This window comes from Prevotellamassilia timonensis (assembly GCF_900106785.1).
Taxonomy (GTDB): Bacteria; Bacteroidota; Bacteroidia; order Bacteroidales; family Bacteroidaceae; genus Alloprevotella; species Alloprevotella timonensis.
Genome location: NZ_LT629844.1, coordinates 454,112 through 476,180, shown reverse-complemented (window position 1 = coordinate 476,180; position 22,069 = coordinate 454,112). Strand labels below are relative to the sequence as shown.

General features: G+C 43.8%; 18 protein-coding genes and 1 pseudogene. 11 read left to right on the top strand and 8 right to left on the bottom strand.

What is annotated here, in order from left to right:
- Positions 1 to 61: 61 nt before the first annotated feature.
- The 5 genes from BQ5453_RS07560 to BQ5453_RS07540 all read left to right on the top strand — a co-directional run bounded on the left by BQ5453_RS07560 (position 62) and on the right by BQ5453_RS07540 (position 7,393).
- The gene (locus tag BQ5453_RS07560; protein ID WP_071122716.1) at positions 62 to 3,946 is read left to right on the top strand and encodes a glycoside hydrolase family 2 TIM barrel-domain containing protein; all 3,885 of its coding nucleotides are present in this window, start codon (positions 62 to 64) and stop codon (positions 3,944 to 3,946) included.
- A gap of 469 nt (positions 3,947 to 4,415) precedes the next feature.
- Entirely contained in the window at positions 4,416 to 4,628 is a 213-nt protein-coding gene (locus BQ5453_RS07555; RefSeq protein ID WP_071122715.1) for a helix-turn-helix transcriptional regulator, read from the top strand.
- A gap of 31 nt (positions 4,629 to 4,659) precedes the next feature.
- A complete protein-coding gene (locus BQ5453_RS07550) occupies positions 4,660 to 5,496 on the top strand; it encodes a BRO-N domain-containing protein (protein ID WP_071122714.1) in 837 nt (278 codons plus the stop codon).
- Between the two features lie 72 nt (positions 5,497 to 5,568).
- Positions 5,569 to 6,480 (top strand): DNA cytosine methyltransferase, encoded by a 912-nt coding sequence (locus BQ5453_RS07545; protein WP_071122713.1) that lies wholly within the window; start codon positions 5,569 to 5,571, stop codon positions 6,478 to 6,480.
- Between the two features lie 4 nt (positions 6,481 to 6,484).
- Positions 6,485 to 7,393: a DNA cytosine methyltransferase gene (locus BQ5453_RS07540; protein ID WP_071122712.1), complete on the top strand. Its 909-nt coding sequence runs from the start codon at positions 6,485 to 6,487 to the stop codon at positions 7,391 to 7,393.
- Between the two features lie 64 nt (positions 7,394 to 7,457).
- Here the strand turns inward: BQ5453_RS07540 and BQ5453_RS14145 are convergent, their stop codons facing one another.
- Positions 7,458 to 7,847: a hypothetical protein gene (locus BQ5453_RS14145; RefSeq protein ID WP_235860051.1), complete on the bottom strand. Its 390-nt coding sequence runs from the start codon at positions 7,845 to 7,847 to the stop codon at positions 7,458 to 7,460.
- 316 nt (positions 7,848 to 8,163) lie between these two features.
- On the opposite strand from BQ5453_RS14145, the gene BQ5453_RS07535 reads away from it, so the two are divergent.
- The 4 genes and pseudogenes from BQ5453_RS07535 to BQ5453_RS07520 all read left to right on the top strand — a co-directional run.
- Entirely contained in the window at positions 8,164 to 9,537 is a 1,374-nt protein-coding gene (locus tag BQ5453_RS07535; RefSeq protein WP_235860050.1) for an McrB family protein, read from the top strand.
- 17 nt (positions 9,538 to 9,554) lie between these two features.
- Positions 9,555 to 11,996 carry a DUF2357 domain-containing protein gene (locus BQ5453_RS07530; RefSeq protein ID WP_071122711.1) on the top strand — a complete coding sequence of 814 codons (2,442 nt, stop codon included), beginning with the start codon at positions 9,555 to 9,557 and terminating at the stop codon, positions 11,994 to 11,996.
- Between the two features lie 42 nt (positions 11,997 to 12,038).
- Positions 12,039 to 13,589 (top strand): SIR2 family protein, encoded by a 1,551-nt coding sequence (locus BQ5453_RS07525; protein WP_071122710.1) that lies wholly within the window; start codon positions 12,039 to 12,041, stop codon positions 13,587 to 13,589.
- Positions 13,590 to 13,606: 17 nt separating this feature from the next.
- A pseudogene (locus BQ5453_RS07520) lies at positions 13,607 to 14,053 on the top strand (virulence RhuM family protein); the annotation flags it as partial.
- Positions 14,054 to 14,635: 582 nt separating this feature from the next.
- On the opposite strand, the gene BQ5453_RS07515 reads toward BQ5453_RS07520, so the two are convergent.
- The 7 genes from BQ5453_RS07515 to BQ5453_RS07490 form a co-directional block, all read right to left on the bottom strand.
- The gene (locus BQ5453_RS07515) at positions 14,636 to 15,778 is read right to left on the bottom strand and encodes a PDDEXK nuclease domain-containing protein (RefSeq protein ID WP_410525565.1); all 1,143 of its coding nucleotides are present in this window, start codon (positions 15,776 to 15,778) and stop codon (positions 14,636 to 14,638) included.
- Positions 15,779 to 16,339: 561 nt separating this feature from the next.
- A complete protein-coding gene (locus tag BQ5453_RS07510) occupies positions 16,340 to 16,840 on the bottom strand; it encodes a thioredoxin family protein (RefSeq protein WP_071122709.1) in 501 nt (166 codons plus the stop codon).
- A 5-nt stretch (positions 16,841 to 16,845) separates the two neighbouring features.
- Positions 16,846 to 17,355: a nitroreductase family protein gene (locus BQ5453_RS07505; protein WP_071122708.1), complete on the bottom strand. Its 510-nt coding sequence runs from the start codon at positions 17,353 to 17,355 to the stop codon at positions 16,846 to 16,848.
- 60 nt (positions 17,356 to 17,415) lie between these two features.
- Positions 17,416 to 18,027, bottom strand: coding sequence for a hypothetical protein (locus BQ5453_RS07500; RefSeq protein WP_071122707.1), 612 nt, complete (start codon positions 18,025 to 18,027; stop codon positions 17,416 to 17,418).
- A gap of 11 nt (positions 18,028 to 18,038) precedes the next feature.
- Positions 18,039 to 18,329: a hypothetical protein gene (locus BQ5453_RS14140; protein WP_143033332.1), complete on the bottom strand. Its 291-nt coding sequence runs from the start codon at positions 18,327 to 18,329 to the stop codon at positions 18,039 to 18,041.
- Positions 18,330 to 18,334: 5 nt separating this feature from the next.
- Entirely contained in the window at positions 18,335 to 18,544 is a 210-nt protein-coding gene (locus tag BQ5453_RS14590; protein ID WP_071122706.1) for a hypothetical protein, read from the bottom strand.
- A gap of 90 nt (positions 18,545 to 18,634) precedes the next feature.
- The gene (locus BQ5453_RS07490) at positions 18,635 to 18,961 is read right to left on the bottom strand and encodes a HigA family addiction module antitoxin (protein WP_071122705.1); all 327 of its coding nucleotides are present in this window, start codon (positions 18,959 to 18,961) and stop codon (positions 18,635 to 18,637) included.
- Between the two features lie 952 nt (positions 18,962 to 19,913).
- On the opposite strand from BQ5453_RS07490, the gene BQ5453_RS07485 reads away from it, so the two are divergent.
- Positions 19,914 to 20,186, top strand: a complete 273-nt coding sequence (locus BQ5453_RS07485) for a co-chaperone GroES (RefSeq protein ID WP_071122704.1) — start codon at positions 19,914 to 19,916, stop codon at positions 20,184 to 20,186.
- A 41-nt stretch (positions 20,187 to 20,227) separates the two neighbouring features.
- The gene (gene groL / locus BQ5453_RS07480) at positions 20,228 to 21,856 is read left to right on the top strand and encodes a chaperonin GroEL (protein ID WP_022101977.1); all 1,629 of its coding nucleotides are present in this window, start codon (positions 20,228 to 20,230) and stop codon (positions 21,854 to 21,856) included.
- The last annotated feature ends 213 nt before the right edge of the window (positions 21,857 to 22,069 follow it).

Sequence of the window (22,069 nt, the reverse complement as noted above, 5' to 3'; positions counted from 1 at the left end):
GCCAAACACCCGTGCTTGTCTTTGCAAACAAGTAAATAACAATACCTTTCAATACAAATAAATGAAGCAAACTAATCGTAAACCAGCTTACAAACTGAAGACAATGTTTGCGATGGCTGTATTTTGCAGTGCATCGCTCACATCGTTGGCACAGTTGAGTGAGCAGAAGGTTTATTACATCAAGAGCTCGGCATCGGGCACAGTATTCTCAAATGGTGGAAAGGCCTCCAGTGGCGAATCAATCAAACTTGAGGACAAATCAGCCCTTTCAAGAGGCCAAAAATGGGTTTTGAAAAGCACAGGTAACGCAAATGAATACCTCATTTGCAGTGCAGCCTTTCCAACTTTGGCCATTGACGCAGCTCCCAACAAGTGGTACAACCCCGTGCAGTGGGCCGCCGATGTGAATTCTGAAAACCAACGTTTCCAGATATTGCCGGTTGAGGGTTCCGACAGCATCTATCAGATAGTGTGGTCGGGCAACACCAACCGCCGTTTTATGGAGAAGAGTGGTAACACTCTCAACGTTTCAGACGAAGCAGAAAGCGCAGGGGTAACCACCCAATTTGTGTTTGAAGAAACAACCAAACAGGCCGAAGTGGCCCGCAATAATTGGGAGGACGAAACCTTCTACGAACAGAACAAACTGCCTGCACACACCACCTTCATGCCTTATGCCAGCACACAGCTGTTGCAGGCCGACACCGAGCGTTATGCCCACCCGTGGGTTGACCCCACAGGGGCTGAATGGCTTTCGCTCAATGGCGTGTGGAATTTGAAGTGGACAACCGACATCGACAACCGTCCGGGTGCCGATTTCTATGCCGACGATGTGGACGCTGCGCAGTGGGACACCATCAGCGTACCCTCATGCCTCGAAATGAAAGGCTATGGCTCACCTTATTATATAAATGTAGAATACCCGTTTGTTGACAACTATCCGTACTTGCAGATGAAGGGCGGCTGCCAAAACTCTGTGGCGTCATACCGCCGCCAGTTTACGTTGCCCGAGGGTTGGACCGACAAGCGTGTGGTGTTGCACTTCGATGGTATTTACAGTGCAGCCTATGTGTGGGTTAACGGCCAGTACGTGGGCTATACGCAGGGTGCCAACAACGATGCCGAGTTCGACCTGAGCAATGTTGTGCGCCAGGGCCACAACAACATAGCTGTGCAAGTGTTCCGCTTTAGCGATGCCTCGTATCTCGAGGACCAGGATATGTGGCGCATGAGTGGCATACATCGCGATGTTTACCTTTATGCCACTCCAAAGACCTATATCAGCAACCATATCATTACCGACGACTTTGACGAACCTTACACATCAGCCTCAGTCAAAGTACAGATAAATGCAGCCAACCCAGGCGCACAGGCCGTTAGTAAAAAGGCCCGTGTGCGGTTGATTGCTCCCGACGGCAAACAGTTGGCCGAAACTGTGGCAAACCTCGACTTTGCAGCGGGCGACACCGCCACAGTGGCTTATGCCACACTGCCCGTGGTTGACAATCTGCAGGCCTGGACGTCAGAACACCCCAACCTCTACACCGTTGAGGTGGCGCAACTGGCAGCCGATGGCACAACCGAGGAAATGGCCTTTGCCACCAAGCATGGCTTCCGCAAGGTGGAGTGCACAAACGGACAAATATATGTCAATGGCGTGCGCACCTACTTTAGCGGCGTCAACACACAGGACACGCACCCCGTGCGCGGCCGTTCTATCGATGTGCCCACCATGCTGCGCGATGTGACCATGATGAAGCAGGCCAATGTGAACCTCGTACGCACCTCGCACATGCCGCGCCAGCCCAAGATGTATGCCATGTTCGACTATTACGGACTTTACTGCATGGACGAGGCCGACATTGAATGCCACTTCAACTGGGAGCAGAGCGGCAACACCATTACCGCTGCCGACAGTTGGAAACCACAATTTATCGACCGATCAATGCGCATGGTAGAGCGTGACCGCAACTTCACGTCTGTCATATTCTGGAGCTTGGGCAATGAAAGTGGTGTGGGCCAAAACATGCAGGCTGCTTACGACACCATAAAGGCGGCCGATCCCACACGTCTCGTCCACTACGAGGGCGCAACCCGCGGCGGCGCATCATACACCGATATGCACAGTGTGATGTATCCCACATTGAGCAACGTGCAGCGCGAGGCCAATACCAACGATGGAGGCCGTCCTTACTTTATGTGCGAATATGCCCACTCAATGGGTAACGCCAATGGCAACTTCAGCGAATATTGGAATACTATTCTCTCGTCAACCAACGGCATGGGCGGTTGTGTATGGGACTGGGTTGACCAAAGCATTTATAGCGCAAATGACATCAAGAATGGCACACTTACGCAAAATGGCTATCCTAAGTACCGTCAGGGCAAGGATTACCCCGGCCCCACACAAGGCAACTTTGTAAACAATGGTTTGATACCTGCCAACCGTGCGTGGACTCCTAAATTGGCCGAGGTGAAGAATGTATATGCCCCCGTACAGGTGACGCAATTCAACGCCAAGAAAAAGATATTGGTGCTGACCAACCGCTATCACAGCACCAGCCTCAACGCACTGCGCATGGCCTACGCTGTGCTCAAAAATGGCGAGGTTGTTGAAACCGACACGCTCGACCTGGCCGACACCAAGCCCAATACGCAGATGCGCACCACATTGCGCTACACCACCGACACAAGTGATGGCAATGACTACATGCTCGACCTCACTTTCTTGACCAAGGAGGCCAGTCTGTGGGCCGAGGCCAACTATCCCATTAAAAAGGTGCAGTACACTTTGGCCGAGCGCGAGGCTGGTTTGCCCGCGGTGGCAGCCGACAAGACACAGCCCCTCGCTGTCACGGTTAACCAGTATGGCAACTATCTGATTGAGAACGACAAGGTGCACTACCTCATCGACAAGTCGAGCACCCGTGTGCGCGAGTGGTCGTTTGCCGACTATGCGTTGGTTAGCAAAATGGCCAATGCCTATGATTACGACAACTTCCGTTGGGTTGAGAACGATGCTGCATCGGGCAATGATATTGCTACAACAAACGGTATCAGCAGCCGTACATTCACGCAAGTGCCTGCAATCAATGCCGACGGCAATGCTGTGTATACGGTAAGGGAAACCGGCAAGTACTGCGATGTGGTGTATTCGTACACCATCTATCCTAATGGCGTGATGGACATGAAGTGCACCTACACCTCGCACGACAATGACGACTTGCGCCGCATCGGCACCAAGTTTGTTCTGCCGGCAGCTCTCGAGCAGGTGAGCTATTATGGCCGCGGCCCATGGGAGAACTATGTTGACCGCAAGTCAAGCGCATGGATTGGTCGTTACCAGTCAACAGTTACCGACTTCTTCGAGACCACTCCGCGTCCGCAGTCGTGTGGCAACCGTCTCGACCTGCGCGAACTCACACTGACCGACACCGTCAAGCACTTCACGCTCAATGTGCAGACCGATGGCCAGGTAGCCTTCTCGGCCCTCCACTATGACGATGCCGCAATGGCATCTGTGCAGCACCGTTGGAACCTGCCGGCAACCGGCGATGTCGTACTCCACTTCGATTATTATCAGAAGGGACTTGGCAATGGCAGTTGCGGCAGAGGCACCGGCACACTGAGCCAGTATTATTGCCCCGTGGGCACATTCACCCACACCTTGCGTTTCACACCCTCTATTGAGGTTGACGAAACTGCCGTCAAACCGACAACAGCCACCTCGTCAATGCTGACAGTCAGCGTAGTGGGCGACGATGTCGTTTGCAAGGGCAACGTGCCCGCCGGCACCACTCTGAGTGTTTACGACCTTGGTGGCAGCACCGTAGGTGTGGCACACACCTCAGTGCCTGTGCAGCAGCTCACCGCTTCGATAGCCGGCCAACCTCGTGGCGCCTACCTTGTAAAGGTTGGCAACAAGGTGTTTAAGGTGATGAAGTAATAAACTGATGTATAAAACGATGCGAGGCAAGTCTCCATGCAAATGGTGGCTTGCCTCGCAAAGTTTTTTGTGCTTATATTCGGCCCTCCTGGAATTTGGGGTTATTGCGTGCAACTCATTGAGCTGCACGCTTTTGCTTATTGTTTATTATGTGTTTACCTTTCGACATTACTTAACCTCCTCGAAAATCATTATTGCTGAATATCAATGAGTTATATTTTTATGCTTCAAATATGGATACTTATAATGATGGGTAAAAGTTGGGAAGGATAGACAAATAGAGAATCGGTTTATCTTCTTCTTACTCTTCTATTCAATATCGTTATTGTTTCTTTTGATAAACCAGAAGCGTCTTACCTTACAGTGAAATTTTCTCACTAAGTTGGTGAATAATCATAAAATATTATACAATTTCTTCACGATTGTCGTGTTTTATAGCTACCTTTGTAAGCAAAACATATATTTGAATATGGCAAATAGAGAATTGAACAGGCTAAAAGTGGTCCTTGCAGAAAAGAAGAAGACCAATAAATGGCTTGGTGAACAACTGGGAAAGGACAAGACAACCATTTCAAAATGGTGTACAAACACCTGTCAGCCTGACTTGGGCAGCCTAATGAAAATAGCAAAACTGCTTGAAGTGGAGGTTACAGATCTTCTTAGAGAGGATAATATTGATTGACAATAAGATAATGAAATAGAAAAAGAACAATATGACGAAGAAGGAATCTCTTCAACTGTTTGAAGAAAAGAAGGTGCGCACCGTATGGGACGATAAAGAGGAGAAGTGGTATTTCTCCATTGTGGATGTATGCGGTGTGCTGACTGATAGCAAAGATGCCAATGCTTATTGGAGAAAGCTGAAGCAGAGACTCAAAAAAGAAGGTAATGAAACCGTGACAAATTGTCACGGGTTGAAGCTTCGCGCCTCAGACGGCAAATTGCGCATGACTGACGTTGCCGACACTGAGCAACTCTTCCGCATTATCCAGTCGATTCCTTCACCAAAGGCAGAACCTTTTAAGGTTTGGATGGCACAGGTGGCAAGCTCTCGTTTGGAACAGATGCAGGATCCTGAAAAGAACATAGACCAGGCCATCGTTGACTACAAGCGTTTGGGATATTCAGATGCTTGGATAAACCAGCGTATTAAGTCTATAGAAATCAGAAAAGAACTCACCGATGAATGGGCACGCACGGGGGTGCAACAAGGCTTGCAATATGCTTCTCTTACCGACATCATTACCCGCGAGTGGAGCGGAATGACAACCAAACAGTACAAGAGTTTCAAAGGTCTGAAGAAAGAAAGTCTGCGCGACAACATGACCAACATGGAAATAGCCCTCAATATGCTTGCCGAGGCATCTGCCACGGAGCTGTCCAAACAGCGCAACCCTAACGGATTCCATCAGCAGAAGCAAGTGGCTAAGGATGGTGGTAGCGTTGCGAAGGCTGCACGTACACAGTTGGAGTCGAAGTTGGGACATGGGGTGATAACACAGGCTAAAGCCAGTGATTATCTGTCTAATTTAGAAGATAACGATGAATAAGAATATTCTTGCTGACAAAATAGACTTTCTGTCGGTAGCGAGAAAACTTTAAAAGTGAGGACTGAAAATAATATGGCAAAAAAGAAGTATAAAATAGTTGACCTTTTCTGTGGTTGCGGAGGAATGACGTTGGGTATGGAAAAGGCTGGGTATAATGTGCTTGCAGGTTTCGACATTTGGAAGCCTGCCATAGATGTCTATAAGGCTAATTTCAAACATCCTGTTATACAATTAGATTTGTCTGATGTTAAATCGTCTGTTAAAGAAATTTCAAAATATTCTCCTGATATAATAGTCGGAGGGCCGCCTTGTCAAGATTTCTCTACGGCTGGACACCAAGATGAAAGTAGAGGCAGAGCTATCCTTTCCGTTTGTTATTCAGAAATAATATGCAGTATTAAACCACGCTTTTTTATTATGGAAAACGTCGCTGCTATCCATAATACGAAATCGTTTAAATTAGCAATAAATAATTTCAGAAAAGCCGGATATGGACTTACAATGAAAACATTAGATGCTTCTCTTTGTGGAGTACCGCAAATTAGGAAACGAATGTTTGTAATTGGTGAGATAAATTCCGTTGACGATTTTCTAAAAGAAGAAATAGAAAAGAACCTCTCGGATAAGCCAATGTCTATATATGATTATTTGGGGAATTCATTAGGCATTGAGCATTATTTTCGTGTGCCGACTAATTACAATAGACGTGCTGTGTATAGCATATATGAACCATCTATGACTATTCGCGGTGTTGATAGACCTATTCCAAGTGGATACAAAGGTCACCCCCTTGACTCTGCACCTGTTAACACGACACGCAATTTAACGCCTAAAGAAAGGAGCTATATTCAGACTTTTCCTAAAGAATTTAATTTCTTCGGAGGAAAATCAGACATGAATACTATGATAGGAAATGCTGTTCCTGTAAATTTGGCTAAATATGTTGGAGAATCTTTATTAAGATACATTGAAAATACAAAATAAAATAATGAGAGTTGTTGATTTATTTTCTGGATGTGGAGGTATGTCCTTAGGTTTCAAGGAAGCAGGATTTGATATTGTGGGGGCTTTTGACAATTGGGATGCTGCCGTTGAAATATACAAGGCAAATTTTAAACATCCAATATATAAAGCAGATTTAAGCAATGCTGATTACATTCAAACTATTAAAGAGCTTAATCCCGATTTGATAGTCGGTGGCCCTCCATGTCAGGATTACTCTATAGCAGGGAAAAGAGAAATGGGGAAAAGGGCAAATCTTACTATTAAATTTGGAGAAATCGTATCACAAGTAAAGCCTACTTGGGTGGTGTTTGAAAATGTTTATAATATTGAACGTTTCCCCACATTGCCACAATTGAAGGATATTCTTATGAACGCAGGGTATGGAATTTCGACCAAAGTATTGGATGCAAGTTTATGCGGTGTCCCACAAAAAAGGAAACGATTCTTCCTTGTCGGAAAGTTGAATGCTATAAATGGCTTTTTTGATGACGCATTTGTTGCAAATATGTCTAATGCTCCAATGACAGTAAGGGATTATCTAGGTGACGCATTACAAACCCAATTCTATTATATGCACCCAAGAAGTTATAATAGAAGAGCGGTTTTTTCAATAGATGAACCCTCTGCGACAATTCGTGGTATCAATAGACCAATTCCAAATAATTATAAAAAGCATCCTGCTGACAAAGCAGATATATCTGACGGAGTAAGGGCTTTAACAACGAGAGAACGAGGATATTTACAAACTTTTCCTGATTCTTTTTCATTTCCAGGTGTGAAAACAGATGTAGAATTGGCAATAGGCAATGCCGTCCCTCCGGCTTTAGCAAAATATATTGCCAAAAGTATTATTTTATTTCAAGAAACAAATAAAGAAAGGAGTCAATTATGACATACTTTATCGAGGTTACTGAATATCAGACATATGCGAATGCAGAAGCTGATTTTCATTTTAGTTACAATGCGAACAGTGGTGGTGGGCAATCGTTTTTGGGTGGTATGTTTTCCAATGATAAGGGGAAACTCTCATCACCGACAATTTTAGATGGGTGTGTAGGTATATTTAAAATTGTATACAAAAATGCAAATGGAAAAGAGATTGGGATTCTTTTGGATGACATTAATGGCAAATACGAAATCAAGCCGCGTGGAACTGGTAGTTCCTCTATGAAGCTTAGTGTTGGCACGAAATTGGAAAGTCCTAGTAAATTGATTTCTTCCTTTTTTATGTTGCCTTCAACTTGTGCTATTAAAAATCCTGCTAATTTGGATGTCTCAATTTTGTCATCAAACAATTTTTGGTTACAGTCAATGTGGCTAAAATGTGATATTCCCGATGCGTCCAAACTGGTCTATTTGCTTCCAAAAGACTTTGTTTTTTGTGGTGGCTGCAATAAAGACAAGCAAGGTAATGGTAGATATTTTAAGCTTGAAGCAGAAAAGCGTATACAGGATATTATCTCGTTATCAGAAAATGCAGAACGGCTACCCGAGGAGTTAGGACAGTATATAAACTCGTTCTCTGACATTTATTTAGGAAAAGCCTCTTTTAATTACGAGGATTGTGTTAATGCAACGAAGCAGATAATGATATTGTTGGCTAAAGAGTACCCTGCGGAATATTCAGGAATAGAAGACCCTTTGCCATTCTTGAAATCATTAATGACAAGGTTAAGTCTCCGACGCAAAAACATAGATGCTTCTTATTCTGGAAAATACAAGGATTATCTTTCGGTTGTCCAAGTAAAGCCCTTCCTTCTCCTTGCCGGCATCTCTGGCACAGGTAAGAGCCGCATCGTGCGAGAGTTTGCCTTTAAGTCATGTCCCAAGTATTTACAGGACAAGGCTGGCACTACCCCAGGCAACTACTGCATGATAGAGGTGAAACCTAACTGGCACGACTCAACGGAGCTGTTAGGATATTACAGTCGACTGGGCAAGGCAGGCTATCAGTTCACGAAGTTCGTGAAGTTCTTGGTGAAGGCAAAGATGTTCCCGAACGTTCCATTCTTCGTATGCCTTGACGAGATGAACTTAGCACCAGTGGAACAGTATTTCGCAGAGATACTGAGCATATTGGAAACCCGCAAGCATCCGAAGAATGTTGAAACAGGCGAGGTGGATATGGAGACGGTCAAGACAGAGCCGATAATTGATGCACAGTATTTCCGTGAATTGGCGGAAATGCCTCATGTCAAAAATACACAGACGGGAGAGTCTTTCAGCAGCAATCTGACAGACAGGGACATCTATCTGAAGCTCTTCGGTATGGATACCGAAAGCGATATTGATAAAAAGGTGAGCAATCGCACGGACCTGACAACCGAAGGTCTTGAACTGCCGGATAATGTTGTAATCATCGGAACTGTCAATATGGATGACACCACACACCAGTTCTCTCGCAAGGTGATTGACCGTGCCATGACCATTGAGATGAATGGCGGCAATCTGCGCAATATGTTTGGCGGCAGCAAGAACTTAGAGTACCTTCCTGAATCAGAGCAGAAGAAATGGCAGAATGCGTTCATTCGTAGATATGTGAGTGCTGACGAGGTTTTGGATGCACATCCAGATGTGGCAGAAGAACTGACGGAGAAACTTCCGACAAAGCTGGAAGAAATCAACTTGGCATTGAAGGGAACTCCCTTCGTGGTCAGTTATCGTGTGCTGAACGAGCTGACCATAATGGTTGGTGTGATGCTCGATGAAGGCATGGATTTGGATGAAGCCGTTGCTGCATCCGTAAACAACATTCTGTTGATGAAGATTTTGCCACGTGTTGAAGGCGATGCGGAAATGTTCGCAATGTCAAGAGAATATAAGGCAAAAGCTGGCGTATCGTACGACAATCGACTGGAATGGTTGAAGGATATCGCGCCAGACATCAAAGAATCATCGGCTGAAGCCGCATCTGAGAATGACGATACAGAAGAAAAGACAGGAACTGTCAAAGAGTGCCAGCAAACAGCGAAAGAGAAGATACAGGAAATGATTGACCGACTGAACAATCAGGAGTTCACTCGCTTCTGGCCATAATCGTATAGGACAGGCTTATGCAGACAGAGGTTTTAAGGTTCATACACCCCGACTATGAGGTGATTGTCCGCACACTGGACATCGGCTATTCGTGGGAACGCTTCAAGGGGCGCATCAATTATGCAAGGAGAAACAATCCCGATATTGATGCGCCAGAGTCATATTGCCGTTATACCTCGAAAGACGAGTGTAGGCTTTGCCTTTACAGTCCGATAACAGGAAAGAAGACTGACGATGAAGAGGAAACAAGACTTGAAAGCGGAAAGGCATGGAATGGTCTATGGCCAGTGGTCTATGAGACTTGCAAATATCAGGTTCGTCTGCTCTTCCACGGAGTGGATAAAGACTCTGTGCCGGAAATACGCCATGTGCGCAAAGATGTGGAGGAAAGTTTCTTCGTAGATGAGGAATTGAACGGAAGGGAGGAGAAATCTCTTACGGGAGAATTGGATTTCTTGAATGAGCCAGGAGTGTTCAAACTCGACTTTTCGTATCATAAAAATGGAATCCGTAAGGAAAGTTTTGTCACGTTTGACGTGGTATCGCCAAAACTCGACACCAAGAACGATTACAAGTCGCTTCTGCGAGAGGTCAACGAGGAATACGAAAACGTAATCTATCGCTATCTTAGCATCACGCTTCAACAATTCAGCCGAGGCAAGATTAATACCGATGCTACATGGATGGCTGCATTCCAAAGCGTGGTGGACAACTATGTGAAGAATGTGAAGCGTGTGATACAGAATCCACATTCGCAGATTGTAAACTTCCGCACATCAAGAAAAGCGGAGCAAATCAAGTTCTGGACACCTGCAATGGAGGAGCGATATGGAGAAATTGAGAAGGAAGGCAAACTGGAAGAGCATTACTTCGGCTTTGACGAAGTGCGTTCCACACACGACACGATGGAAAACCGCTTCGTGAAACATACCCTCCAAAGCATCGGGCGTCGGCTTTCTTCAATAATAGCGACCATACTCGACTCCTCTCAAGAAGAACTGTCAGAACGCCACAGACAGATGTGGACTGACTATCAAGACTCACTAAGAAGGCTGTCGAAACATCCGTTCTTCAAAACTGTGGGGCGCTTTGACGGAATGAAGCAGGAGAGCCTTGTGCTGCAAAGCCGATTAGGCTACCACCAGATATACAAAGACTGGCTCAAACTGAAGCGAGGTATCGACCTTTATAATGGAGCGGCGAACATTGGTACTTTGCAGATATGGGAAATATATGAGTTGTGGTGCTTCATCAAGATGAAGAGACTTGTGGCTGACGCTATGGGCATTGACCATAACAAACCGTCACATGAGCAACTGATAACCGAACCTAAGGGTTCTCTGCTCAACCCGTTTACCGATTCCTCTTTGGAACACATTGTAGAATATCATTATCCGAAAGCGGAGGAGAATGACACGGACGAACGCAAGGCGCAACTTGCAGCACATGAGGCAGACGTAGTCACGCTTCACTATCAGCACACGTTCAACCGCACAAGCGGCAAGGACGAATATGGTATGGGCATCAACACCGCGACAACGGAGCAACGTCCCGACATTGTCCTCAACATCCGCAAGGCATCTGGAGAAATCGTACTGACATACTTGTATGATGCGAAGTATCGTGTTATCAACGACAAGAAGCTTGACAAGGATTTTGAACAGCAGGATATTGCCGAGAATGCAGGCATGCCTGGCGGTGACTATCCGCCTACAGATGCCATCAACCAGATGCACCGTTACCGTGACGCTATCTATTACAGCAAAGAGCATGAGCCATACCGCTCGAAGGAGATAATCGGTGGCTACATTCTCTTTCCTGGTCGTGGCAGCGATGAATATATCAAGAAGCGTTATTACAGTGCGAGTGTGGAGAGCGTGAATATTGGTGCATTTCCATTGCTGCCCAACAGCGATACCTTATTGCGAGAGCATCTGAATGACATCTTGATGAAATATTCGACAACTGATACCCATGTGGCGAAAGCCAAGCCACAACGCACATTAGCATATGTTACCGAAGATGAAAAGGCTGGAATGTTGCCTGATGATTTGGTGATGGTAGCAATTACGGGTAGTGAAGAGAAACGCCAATGGACATTTGATAAACTCTGGTATAACATACCTTTGGATAAAGTCGCTGACTCTCCATGGAATCAGGCGAAGTATCTGCTTTTATATGTCAAAGGAGAAAAGTTTGTGGGCAATCTGTGCAAGATTGTCCGCACAAGACATGATGTGTGGACAAAGGATAAGTTGAGAAAAGAAAGTTATCCCGACACTCCGAGCCATTCTGCTTATTTCATGATTCGAATAAGGAAGCCAAGTGAAACAGATGCCGATTTACAGAAGATGCTGTTCAATGTCAAAGACATTCCTAATAAATATTGGGGAAATGAGCGTATGGCATTTATGCTGGTAAAGCTGAATAACTTGGAGAATGTTGTTGATAGAGTGTAAAAAGCATTAGGTTTTCTATATAAAAAATAAATGGGTTGTATTATGACAAAAGAAGAATTGGTACAGAAGTTGATTTCAAAGAAACAAGCCCCGTTCCTTTTTTTAGGCTCGGGATTTTCTCGTCACTATATAAATACCCCTGATTGGCGTGGTATTCTTGAAATGTTTGCTCCTAAACATATTAATCAGTATTTTTCTGTGCTTAACACGGATAGTCTGCCTAAAATTGCTACACATATAGCAAAAGACTTAACGACCAACTTCTGGAATCTACCAGAAACGGATGAAACCAAGAAGAAATATGCAGATGACATAACTGATCAAAGTATATTACTCAAAATTAAAATAGCTGATTATCTAAAGTCGAAATCATTGGAAGACTTTCCACCTCAATATGCAGAAGAGATTGAGGTGCTTAAGAATCTGTGTATTGATGGTATTATAACTACAAATTGGGATGACACGGCTGAAAGATTGTTTCCTAAATTCACTCCGTATATAGGACAACAAGAATTGATTTTTGCTCCTACATTCAGCATCGGAGAAATCTATAAAATACATGGATGCTTAAGGAAACCCTCAAGTATGATTCTCACAGAATCTGACTACAAAGATTACAACGAAAAAAATGCCTATTTGGCTGCCAAAATGATAACCATTTTTATTGAACATCCTATAGTCTTTATGGGGTACTCAATATCTGATATGAATATAATGGATCTTTTACGTTCTTTAGTCTGTTGTATGGACAAAAAGAATTTGGACAAACTAAGAGATAATTTAATATTTGTAGATTGGCAGATTTCCGATACAGAGGTTTTTAAAATTGATAGCCATAGCATATCGCTAAATAAAGATATTGTATTACCCGTAACAAGAATAGAAACTAATAATTATTTGAGAGTGTTTGAATGCCTCAGTAAGTATGAACGCTCTATTCCTGCAAATCTTTTGCGTGAATACAAAAAGCAATTTTACAATATTATAGTATCAGAAAAGCCAGAAAAGCAGCTATATGTTCTTCCAGGAGAGAAGATTGACCAGAATTCAAATATTCAAGTTGTATATGGATTTGGAGCTGTTGCCAAGTACAAATCGGCCATCGGGTATACTGGATTGAAGGCTATAAACATTCTAGAAGATATTATAGATGATAAGGACTTGGATGCTGTTCAAGTTCTAACGAAAAGCATTCCAAACATTCGTCGTGGAGGGCAAAAAACATCGTTTCTGCCCATATACAAGTATCTGTCAAAAATTGGAATAAACTCAAAAGCTGATTATGATAATAACCAACTTGGAATTAACATTCCACTTTTTTCGCTAGAAGACTTTCAATCTTATAATTTCTCTATTAAAGACAAACAATTAAGTTTGGATGAAGCAATAAAAAAATATAATGAACATGAGTGGAAAGCAATCGCCCTAATTCCTTATTTAAATGTTCAAGAAGACGAAATGGATTCCTTAAGGGATTTTATAAAATTATTTTTTAATAAATATCTAATTAAAAGAAGCAACTATTCAACCCACATGAGGAGACTTATATGCTTCTACGATTGGAAAAGATACGGATGGTACGATTCTATTTAAAGCAAAAATAAGTATATATGGCAAATCTGAAAGTAATAAGAAATAGCACAGCAGAATTCCTGACTTTTATAGCAGAGGGAGAGGAACATGGAATACAGGTTCTCTACAAAAACGAGACTATATGGGCATCACAGAAAGCAATGGCTATGCTTTTCGACTGCTCTACAGATAACATTGGACTACATTTGAAAAAAATCTTCAAATGTGGCGAATTGGATGAAAATTCAGTTACCGAGAAAAACTCGGTAACTGCTGCGGACGGCAAGAACTACATGACAAAGTTCTATAACCTTGATGCTATCATTTTTGTGGGTTATCGTGTTAACTCTATCCGTGCTACTTAGTTTCGGCAATGGTGTACCTATGTGATACGGCAGTTCTCTTTGCGCGGCTATATCATTGACAAAAAGCGCATGGAGAATGGTTCGTTCATTGGAGAAGACTACTTTGAGCATTTCCTTGCCTTTTGACGATATTGACAAAGTATAAAAATGTAGTTACACTCAATCATGAATGGAACAACATTCAGAGAATAGTGCAATTACAGACTTCGTTTAACTTTGTCGAGTTCGGCATATATCACACACTTGCACCTCTGTTGAATCCAAACTGAAGTACATTCAAGAGTGTTAATAGAACTATGTCAAGCTACAATAAAAGTAGTAACATAAATCTATTTACGCTCTCCGTTTTCTTTAGTACCAACGAATATTCATCAAGGAATCTAATTCCAAATAGTCTTTCTTTGCACCCTCTTCCTTAATAACATATTGACAGAACACACGATTGAGCCTATCACGCTTCATGACGGAATCTTGATATAAGGTTGAAAAGAAAAATCCGTGTAACCACTTGAGCTACACGGATTTTCTTTATTTGTTTATTGTTGTTTATCGGGGCTTACTTCACCTCCTCGAAGATTATTAACACTGAATATCAATAAGTTATATTCGTATGCTACAAATATGGATACTTATAATGATGGGTAAAAGTTGGAAAAGATAGATAAATCGGAAATCTATTTCTCTGCTTTTGGGTTTCTCTGCCTATTCCTCGTCATTTTTCTTTCTGTCTCGCTCTTTGTACTCTCTGAGTTCTTGTTCAACCATGTCAAGGCGTTTAGTCAACTCTTCAATAGAAGGCAGTTTGTCCTTGATTTTGATGCCCTCATAAGTGGCAACACCCATTGGATTCTGAATACTGTCAAATGCCCATTCCACCTTCGTCTGGTCTTTCGACTTACATAGAAGAAGTCCTATGGTTGGGTTATCACCTGATTGTCGAAGCAGTTTGTTGCACGCAGCCACATAGAAGTTCAACTTTCCAGCAAACTCTGGTTTGAAATCCACCACCTTCAACTCAATGACTACATAACAACGAAGTCGTATGTGGTAGAAAAGCAAGTCGGGGAAATAGCCATCCGCACCAACAACAAGTTCGGGCTGTCTGCCGACATAGGTAAATCCATTACCCAGTTCAAGCAAAAAGCGAGTTATGTCTTTTGCTATGGCATTCTCCAAATCTCGTTCATTATATCCTCTCTCCAACATAAGAAAGTCAAGCCTGTATGGGTCTTTCAACACACTTGCTGCAAGTTGGCTTTGATGTGTGGCCAGTTGAGAAGCAAAGTTAGTTATGGCTTTTCCTTGCTTGCCAAAATCACCATTGTCTATAACATCTGCCAATTCACGCTTGCTAAGTCCCTCATCTATCACCCTCGCCATATAGTAGAACGCCTCTTCTACGGATTTACATTTAGACGTAATCAGCAAGTGATGCTTCCAAGGGATTATTCCAAAGATAGGAAGCATGCCTCCATCGTCAATAATAGAGTCGATTCTATTTGGTGAAACAATTTCTGCACCTAGTTGGTGCAATCTTATAGGATTCTGATTTTCAGCTATTTGTAATTTTGCACCTAGCTGGTGCAAAATTTTCTTGTGGTTGTCATCAGTCATATAAAACTCGTACCATCCCTTCATATAATAAAGGTTGCGGGCCGAGAATCCTTTTACGTCAGGATAGGCTTCTCTAAGGTCAAGGCTGAGTTGGTTGACAACACCAGTTCCCCATCTTGCCTCTGCTTGCTTTTGTACAATGTCGCGCCCCAAGAGCCAATTGAACTCCAAAGCTCCATAATTGGCTTGTAATGCCACGCGACTGCGAACCGCCTGATAGCGGCTCTTTATCTCTCGCAGCCATTCTATGTATTCATTGTCACCATGAAAATTTTACGGATTTTGTGACCATTGCATGCTCACTTCGCCATTAGCTCGTTGCTGCGACCAGATCCTTTACTACATAATCTGTGCTAACATATTTCGCCACGGGTCCGTTACGGGCCAATAGCGAAGTGAGCATGCAATGCTCACAAAATCCGTCAAATCCGTCATCTCCGTGGTGCTAAAGCACGTTGCATGAGTGACAGAATCCGTGCAATCGGTGCGATCCGTGTGCTATAATTTCAGAGTGGTTTTACCGGACTGCAATAAAAAATCAAAGGCTCACAGACAGCACTAATTACACGCTAATCTGTGAACCTTTTCCTTAAATTCCGACGCGGGACGCGTCGCCCCCATTAGGGGTTGCGTTTGACGTTTGAGTTCGTTCGCCTGTTTATGTTTTAAGCAATAATTTGATATAGAGTTCGGGCGTATCAAGTCTAATATGTGCGCTACGGCGTCAGCCCATTAGCATATTGACATATTAGCTCATTACCACATTGTCATATTGCCACATTAACAATCCTGTTATTGCTCAACGGCCTTCGGAGTCCAGTTGTTGAAGAACCTCAGCACCCGTTTTTCGCTATAGCCTTTTCCTTCCTCCAAAAAACTGGAGTCCTGAATGTGAAGTACCTTGCCATTGGTGTCGAGCACCACAAAAACGGGGAAACCAAAACGAGCCGGATTGCCCAATCTGTGCATCAGCGCAGCCGAGTTGTCGGTAGTTGTTGTGCTGCTTTTGCGCGGATTATAATTAACGTGTATAAATTCAAAGTTGTCGTTCACCGTCTTGTTAACCACAGAATCCTTCTCAACAAAATCGGCAAAGCGCAAGCACCACGGGCACCAGTTGCCGCCCACTTGGCACACAACGTATTTGTTGGAAGCTTTAGCCTTGACAAGTGCATCGTCTATTTGCGTCATGGGGTCGATGGTCTCGTTATACACCCTTTTCAGTGCATTTTGTGCATGAACCAGACTTATGGTCAGAACCATCAGCAGAGTTGTTATGAAAGTCTTCTTCATAGTTGTCACACCTCCTCTGTTATTTCTGCCATCGTTTTGCGTTTCTTTTCGGTACACACACAGTCGTCGGCCATGTGTCCCACGGGTATGATGGCCACGGCTTCAAAGTTGTCGCTTGCAAAAAGTTGGTGCGTCACCTCGGGGTCGAAATTGCAAACCCAGCAGGTGCCCAGTCCGCGCTCAGCTGCGGCAAGGCACAGATGTTCGGTGGCTATTGCCACATCAATGTCGCCATGAGCCTTTGCGTCCTCAGGACGTGTCCAGCAAGCTGTATTGTCCTTCATGCACACAATGTAGAGCGGGGCGGTGCGGAACCAATCGCGGTTGTAAGCACCCCACAGCTTTTCCTTGTACTCATTGCTGCGCACAACAATGAATTTCCAGGGTTGTTTGTTGCAGGCCGATGGAGCCAGTCGCACACACTCCATAATGTAGTCAAGGTCCTCTTGGCTTACAGGCTCGGCTGTGAATTTGCGTGCCGAGAAACGCTTCTGTGTCAGTTCAAGAAAGTTCATGTCTCAAATGTTTGTTTGCCGCAAAATTAGTAAAATTCTCCAATCAGGCAATTGCTCATATTACATATAGATATGGTTATTACATAATGAGAACTTAAATGGCTTTCCTTTATGCTTTTGATAGTCACACATAATGCAGTTTTTGTCAGAGCAGTGGGTGGCACCATACAGTCCATGGCCAAACTCATGTACAATTACCGCTATAAAGTCCTTTCCTTTAACTCTATAATCAGATACTATAGATTTGTTTTTGGCTAAAGGGGTTAATCCCATTATTCCGTAATTCTCACTATTATGAATTTTAAAAGATATGTCTTTATGTGTTAATCCTATGATATAAATAGGATTGGCTGTTTCCGGTAAATCCCTTAAAAGAACATTGGCCAAATATCTATTTCTAGGTTTATAATAAGCGCTTTGTGGTAACTGCTTGTTGGGAAGGACTTTGACTGTATCAATAGTACATGCAAACACAGACTTTATGCCTTTCTTTATATCTTTACATAAAGATTTAGCCTCATGTTGCGTAAAGTTATCGTAAGGTTGCAAATAAATAGTAGCATGTGGGCAACATGGAACAGAATCGAATAAAACTTCTTCTTGTTCTAATTTATTTCCTTTATTACAACTAATAAAACACAATAATACTACAAAAAAACTCAAAATCTTCATAACTAATATTCTTAATATCCTGTATTATATTTTAAATATGAATCAAATGTTTTGTCATAATGTTTTAATTTAGCTCGTGAGGGCGCATTATTATATTTTGTTTTTAAGGGATGGCCTTTATCAGTAGATTCATAAATATAATTTTCTTCATTAACGGGCAAAACATATAAACTATCATTGGCTGAGTAGTTTTTTGCCATATAATTTAATACCTCATTTGGTAAATTCACACACCCAAAAGAGCCATTACGAGATTCTTTATTAAAAGCATCGCATCTTCCTGAAGGCATCGTATGAAGCATAGCTGCTAATTTTTTATTAGTATGAGTATTTCCTCTATTACCTTCATTGAATCGATAGGCAGGCTTTCCTTCATAACTACTCTAGGATAATGTAAAAATTCCTGCTGGCGTACTCCTTGCCTATTTTTCGTCATCATAAAAATTTTTACTTTGATCCTTGAACCATTATTAAGCAGCGGCAAAACGTGTGCCTTGATTTCATAAACTGTTGACATCTGAACTTTTTACTCATCTTACATAAGATAGGCTGCTCTGCACTTTACTTGCACATAGAAATAAACGATGAAAATAAAAAGTCGTTGATTCTAAAGTACTGCAACAGACTTGCGTATTTGGTCTAATAGGACAGAGAGTTTTTTGCTTTTCTTGGCTGTCCAATAGTTATATTGGGTTTGAAGTTCCACCCAAATATAAGCCTTAGTCCCCGTTGCAGCTTCTATCTTAAAAGCAAGTTCTGGAGTAACAGGACGTTTACCTTTTATTACTTCATTAAGTACAGAACAAGAAATGCCTATAGTTTCGGCAAACTTTCGTTGCGTGAGTCCACGTGCTTCTAATTCATCACCCAATAATTCACCGGGGTGAGTTGGCTCGAAAGGTTCTAAATCGTAAGGATTATATATATTGCTCATATCTTGCTTCTGTTTATTTGCATAATGCAAAAGTAATATGTATTTCTTGTATCCACAACGTTTGCGAACGTCTGTTTCGTTCGTAGTATCTAATTTCGGACTAACATTTGCATTACGTTACGCCTCGGCACAATTCAAACTGCGTTTGGCTCTTCTCTCGGTTTGGTTGTAAATCATCTTTTATCGAATTCTGAAGTGTGCAGTGGGACCATAAAAATAGTGCACTCACGCGCGCACGCGCGTCCGGCATTTTATGCCCGTAATTGCTTTTGTCTGCACTAAATGTATTAAAAGCATTGATATTCAACGAAAAATGGTGTGTAGACAAACCTGAAAGGAACCTGCACACCGTCTGCACAGTCTGCACTTTACCTGCACTCTACTTGCACTGTCTGCACTCTACTTGCACTGCCTGCACTTCTTGTACCGAAAACGCGCCGTGCAGGTAGTGCTGCGGAGGACAAACAGTTACGGGAGGTAGACAAAGCTATCACTCCAACCGAAAAAACTATATCCCGTTACAGACATGACGCTGTGGCAGTGCAGATATGTTGCGCAGGTAGTGCAGAGAGTGCAAGCAGTGTGCAGGTAGTGCAGACAAAAAGTGCAGGTAGTGCAGACACAGTGCAGACAAAATGACGGGTTACATACACACTTGAAGATGCTGATAATCACGAATTTTCGTGCGATTAGTGCAGACAAGTGCAAAAGTGACAGCAAAACGTCTGACGTGCGCGCGTGCGCGAGGGAAACGTTGTCTGCACGTCCGACGATGGCACGCTGCCATAAATGTCATTCGTGACAGAATAAAAATTTTATGACAGGCAAATAATAACTTTGGCACACTTTTGGCATAATGAATGTCGAGCGCCTGCACGACGGCTTACAAAACTGCGTGCGGCATTCACCCACAATAGCAATAAATCAAACAAATAACAAAACATAAGCAATTATGAACATTAAACCGTTAGCTGACCGCGTGCTTATTAAGCCCGCTCCCGCAGAAGAGAAAACTGCTGGTGGTATTATCATTCCCGACACTGCCAAGGAAAAACCATTGCAAGGCGAAGTGCTTGCTGCTGGTAATGGCACAAAGGACGAAGAAATGGTGCTCAAGGCTGGCGACACCGTGTTGTATGGTAAATATGCCGGCACCGAGGTAGAACTCGATGGCGAAAAGTATTTGATTATGCGTCAGAGCGACGTGCTCGCTGTTCTGGCATAAGTTAACAACCAATCACAACCCATTAAAAATAAGAAGCTATCATGGCAAAAGAAATAGTATATGATGTAGATGCGCGCGAACGTCTGCGCGAAGGTGCTGATGCACTTGCTAATGCAGTAAAGGTAACCCTCGGCCCTAAAGGTCGCAATGTGGTAATCGACAAAAAGTTTGGCGCACCGCGCATTACCAAGGACGGTGTGAGCGTGGCCAAGGAAATTGAACTTGAAGACGCTTTCCAGAATGCTGGCGCACAACTCGTTAAGAGCGTGGCCTCGAAGACCGGCGACGATGCTGGTGATGGTACCACAACGGCTACTGTGCTGACACAAGCTATCCTTACCGAGGGTATGAAGAATGTGGCTGCCGGTGCCAATCCGCTTGATGTAAAGCGTGGTATTGACAAGGCTGTGGCCAAGGTGGTTGAAAGCATCAAGGGCCAGAGCGAGCAGGTAGGCGAAAGCTACGACAAAATTGAGCAGGTGGCTACTATCTCTGCCAACAATGACCCCGAAATTGGTAAACTCATTGCTGATGGTATGCGTGCCGTAAGCGTAAACGGTGTTATCACCATCGAGGACGCCAAGGGTCGTGACACTGTGCTCAAGACGGTTGAAGGTATGCAGTTTGACCGTGGCTACCTTTCAGCTTACTTCGTTACCGACACTGAAAAGATGCAGTGCGTAATGGAGAACCCCTACATCTTGATTTACGACAAGAAGATTTCAAACATCAAGGATTTCTTGCCTATACTCGAACCCGCCGTACAGAGCGGTCGTCCTCTCTTGGTTATTGCTGAGGACGTTGACAGCGAAGCCCTTACTACACTGGTAGTTAACCGCTTGCGCACACAGCTCAAGATTTGCGCTGTGAAGGCTCCTGGTTTTGGCGATCGTCGCAAGGCTATGCTCGAGGACATTGCCGTACTTACCGGTGGTGTGGTTATCAGCGAAGACAAGGGCTTGAAGCTCGAACAGGCTACACTCGACATGCTTGGTTCTGCCGAGAAGGTGACTATCTCAAAGGAGAACACCACTATCGTGAATGGCAAGGGTGCCAAGGAAAACATCAACGAGCGCATCGGCCAAATCAAGAACGAGATTGCCAACTCAACCTCTTCATACGACAAGGAAAAACTCCAGGAACGTTTGGCCAAACTCTCAGGCGGTGTATGTGTGCTTGAGGTTGGTGCTGCCAGCGAAACTGAGCAGAAAGAAAAGAAGGACCGTTGCGATGATGCACTTTGTGCAACCCGCGCAGCCGTTGAGGAAGGTATCGTAACCGGTGGCGGTGTGGCTTACATTCGTGCCCAGAAGTGCCTCGAAGGCATGAAGGGTGACAATGCCGACGAAACTACTGGTATCAACATCATTCGTCGTGCCATTGAGGAACCGCTCCGTCAGATTTGCCGCAACGCTGGCATCGAGGGTGCTGTTATCGTGAACAAGGTGCGCGAAGGCGAAGGTTACTATGGCTACAACGCAAAGACCGAAGAGTTTGGCGACTTGCGTGCAGCTGGTGTGGTAGACCCCGCCAAGGTAACTCGTGTGGCTCTTGAAAATGCTGCTTCGGTTGCAGGCATGTTCCTCACTACTGAGTGCGTTATCTGCGACAAGAAGGAGGACAAACCCGAAATGCCGATGGCTAACCCCGGCATGGGCGGCATGATGTAATGTATCAATCAAACTAAGTAACATACGCAGACTGCGCCCCAGCACTATGTAACGGTAGTGCGGGGGCGCAGTTTTTTGTTGATTGGGTGATGGAAGTGCGAACTTTTCATCTGTACCCATCGCAACAATTAACTGTTTTATATTTTCGGATAAAACAGATGTCGCTTCCTCGAAACTTGTATGGGTGTCGTCAACATCTGCATAACCAATCAT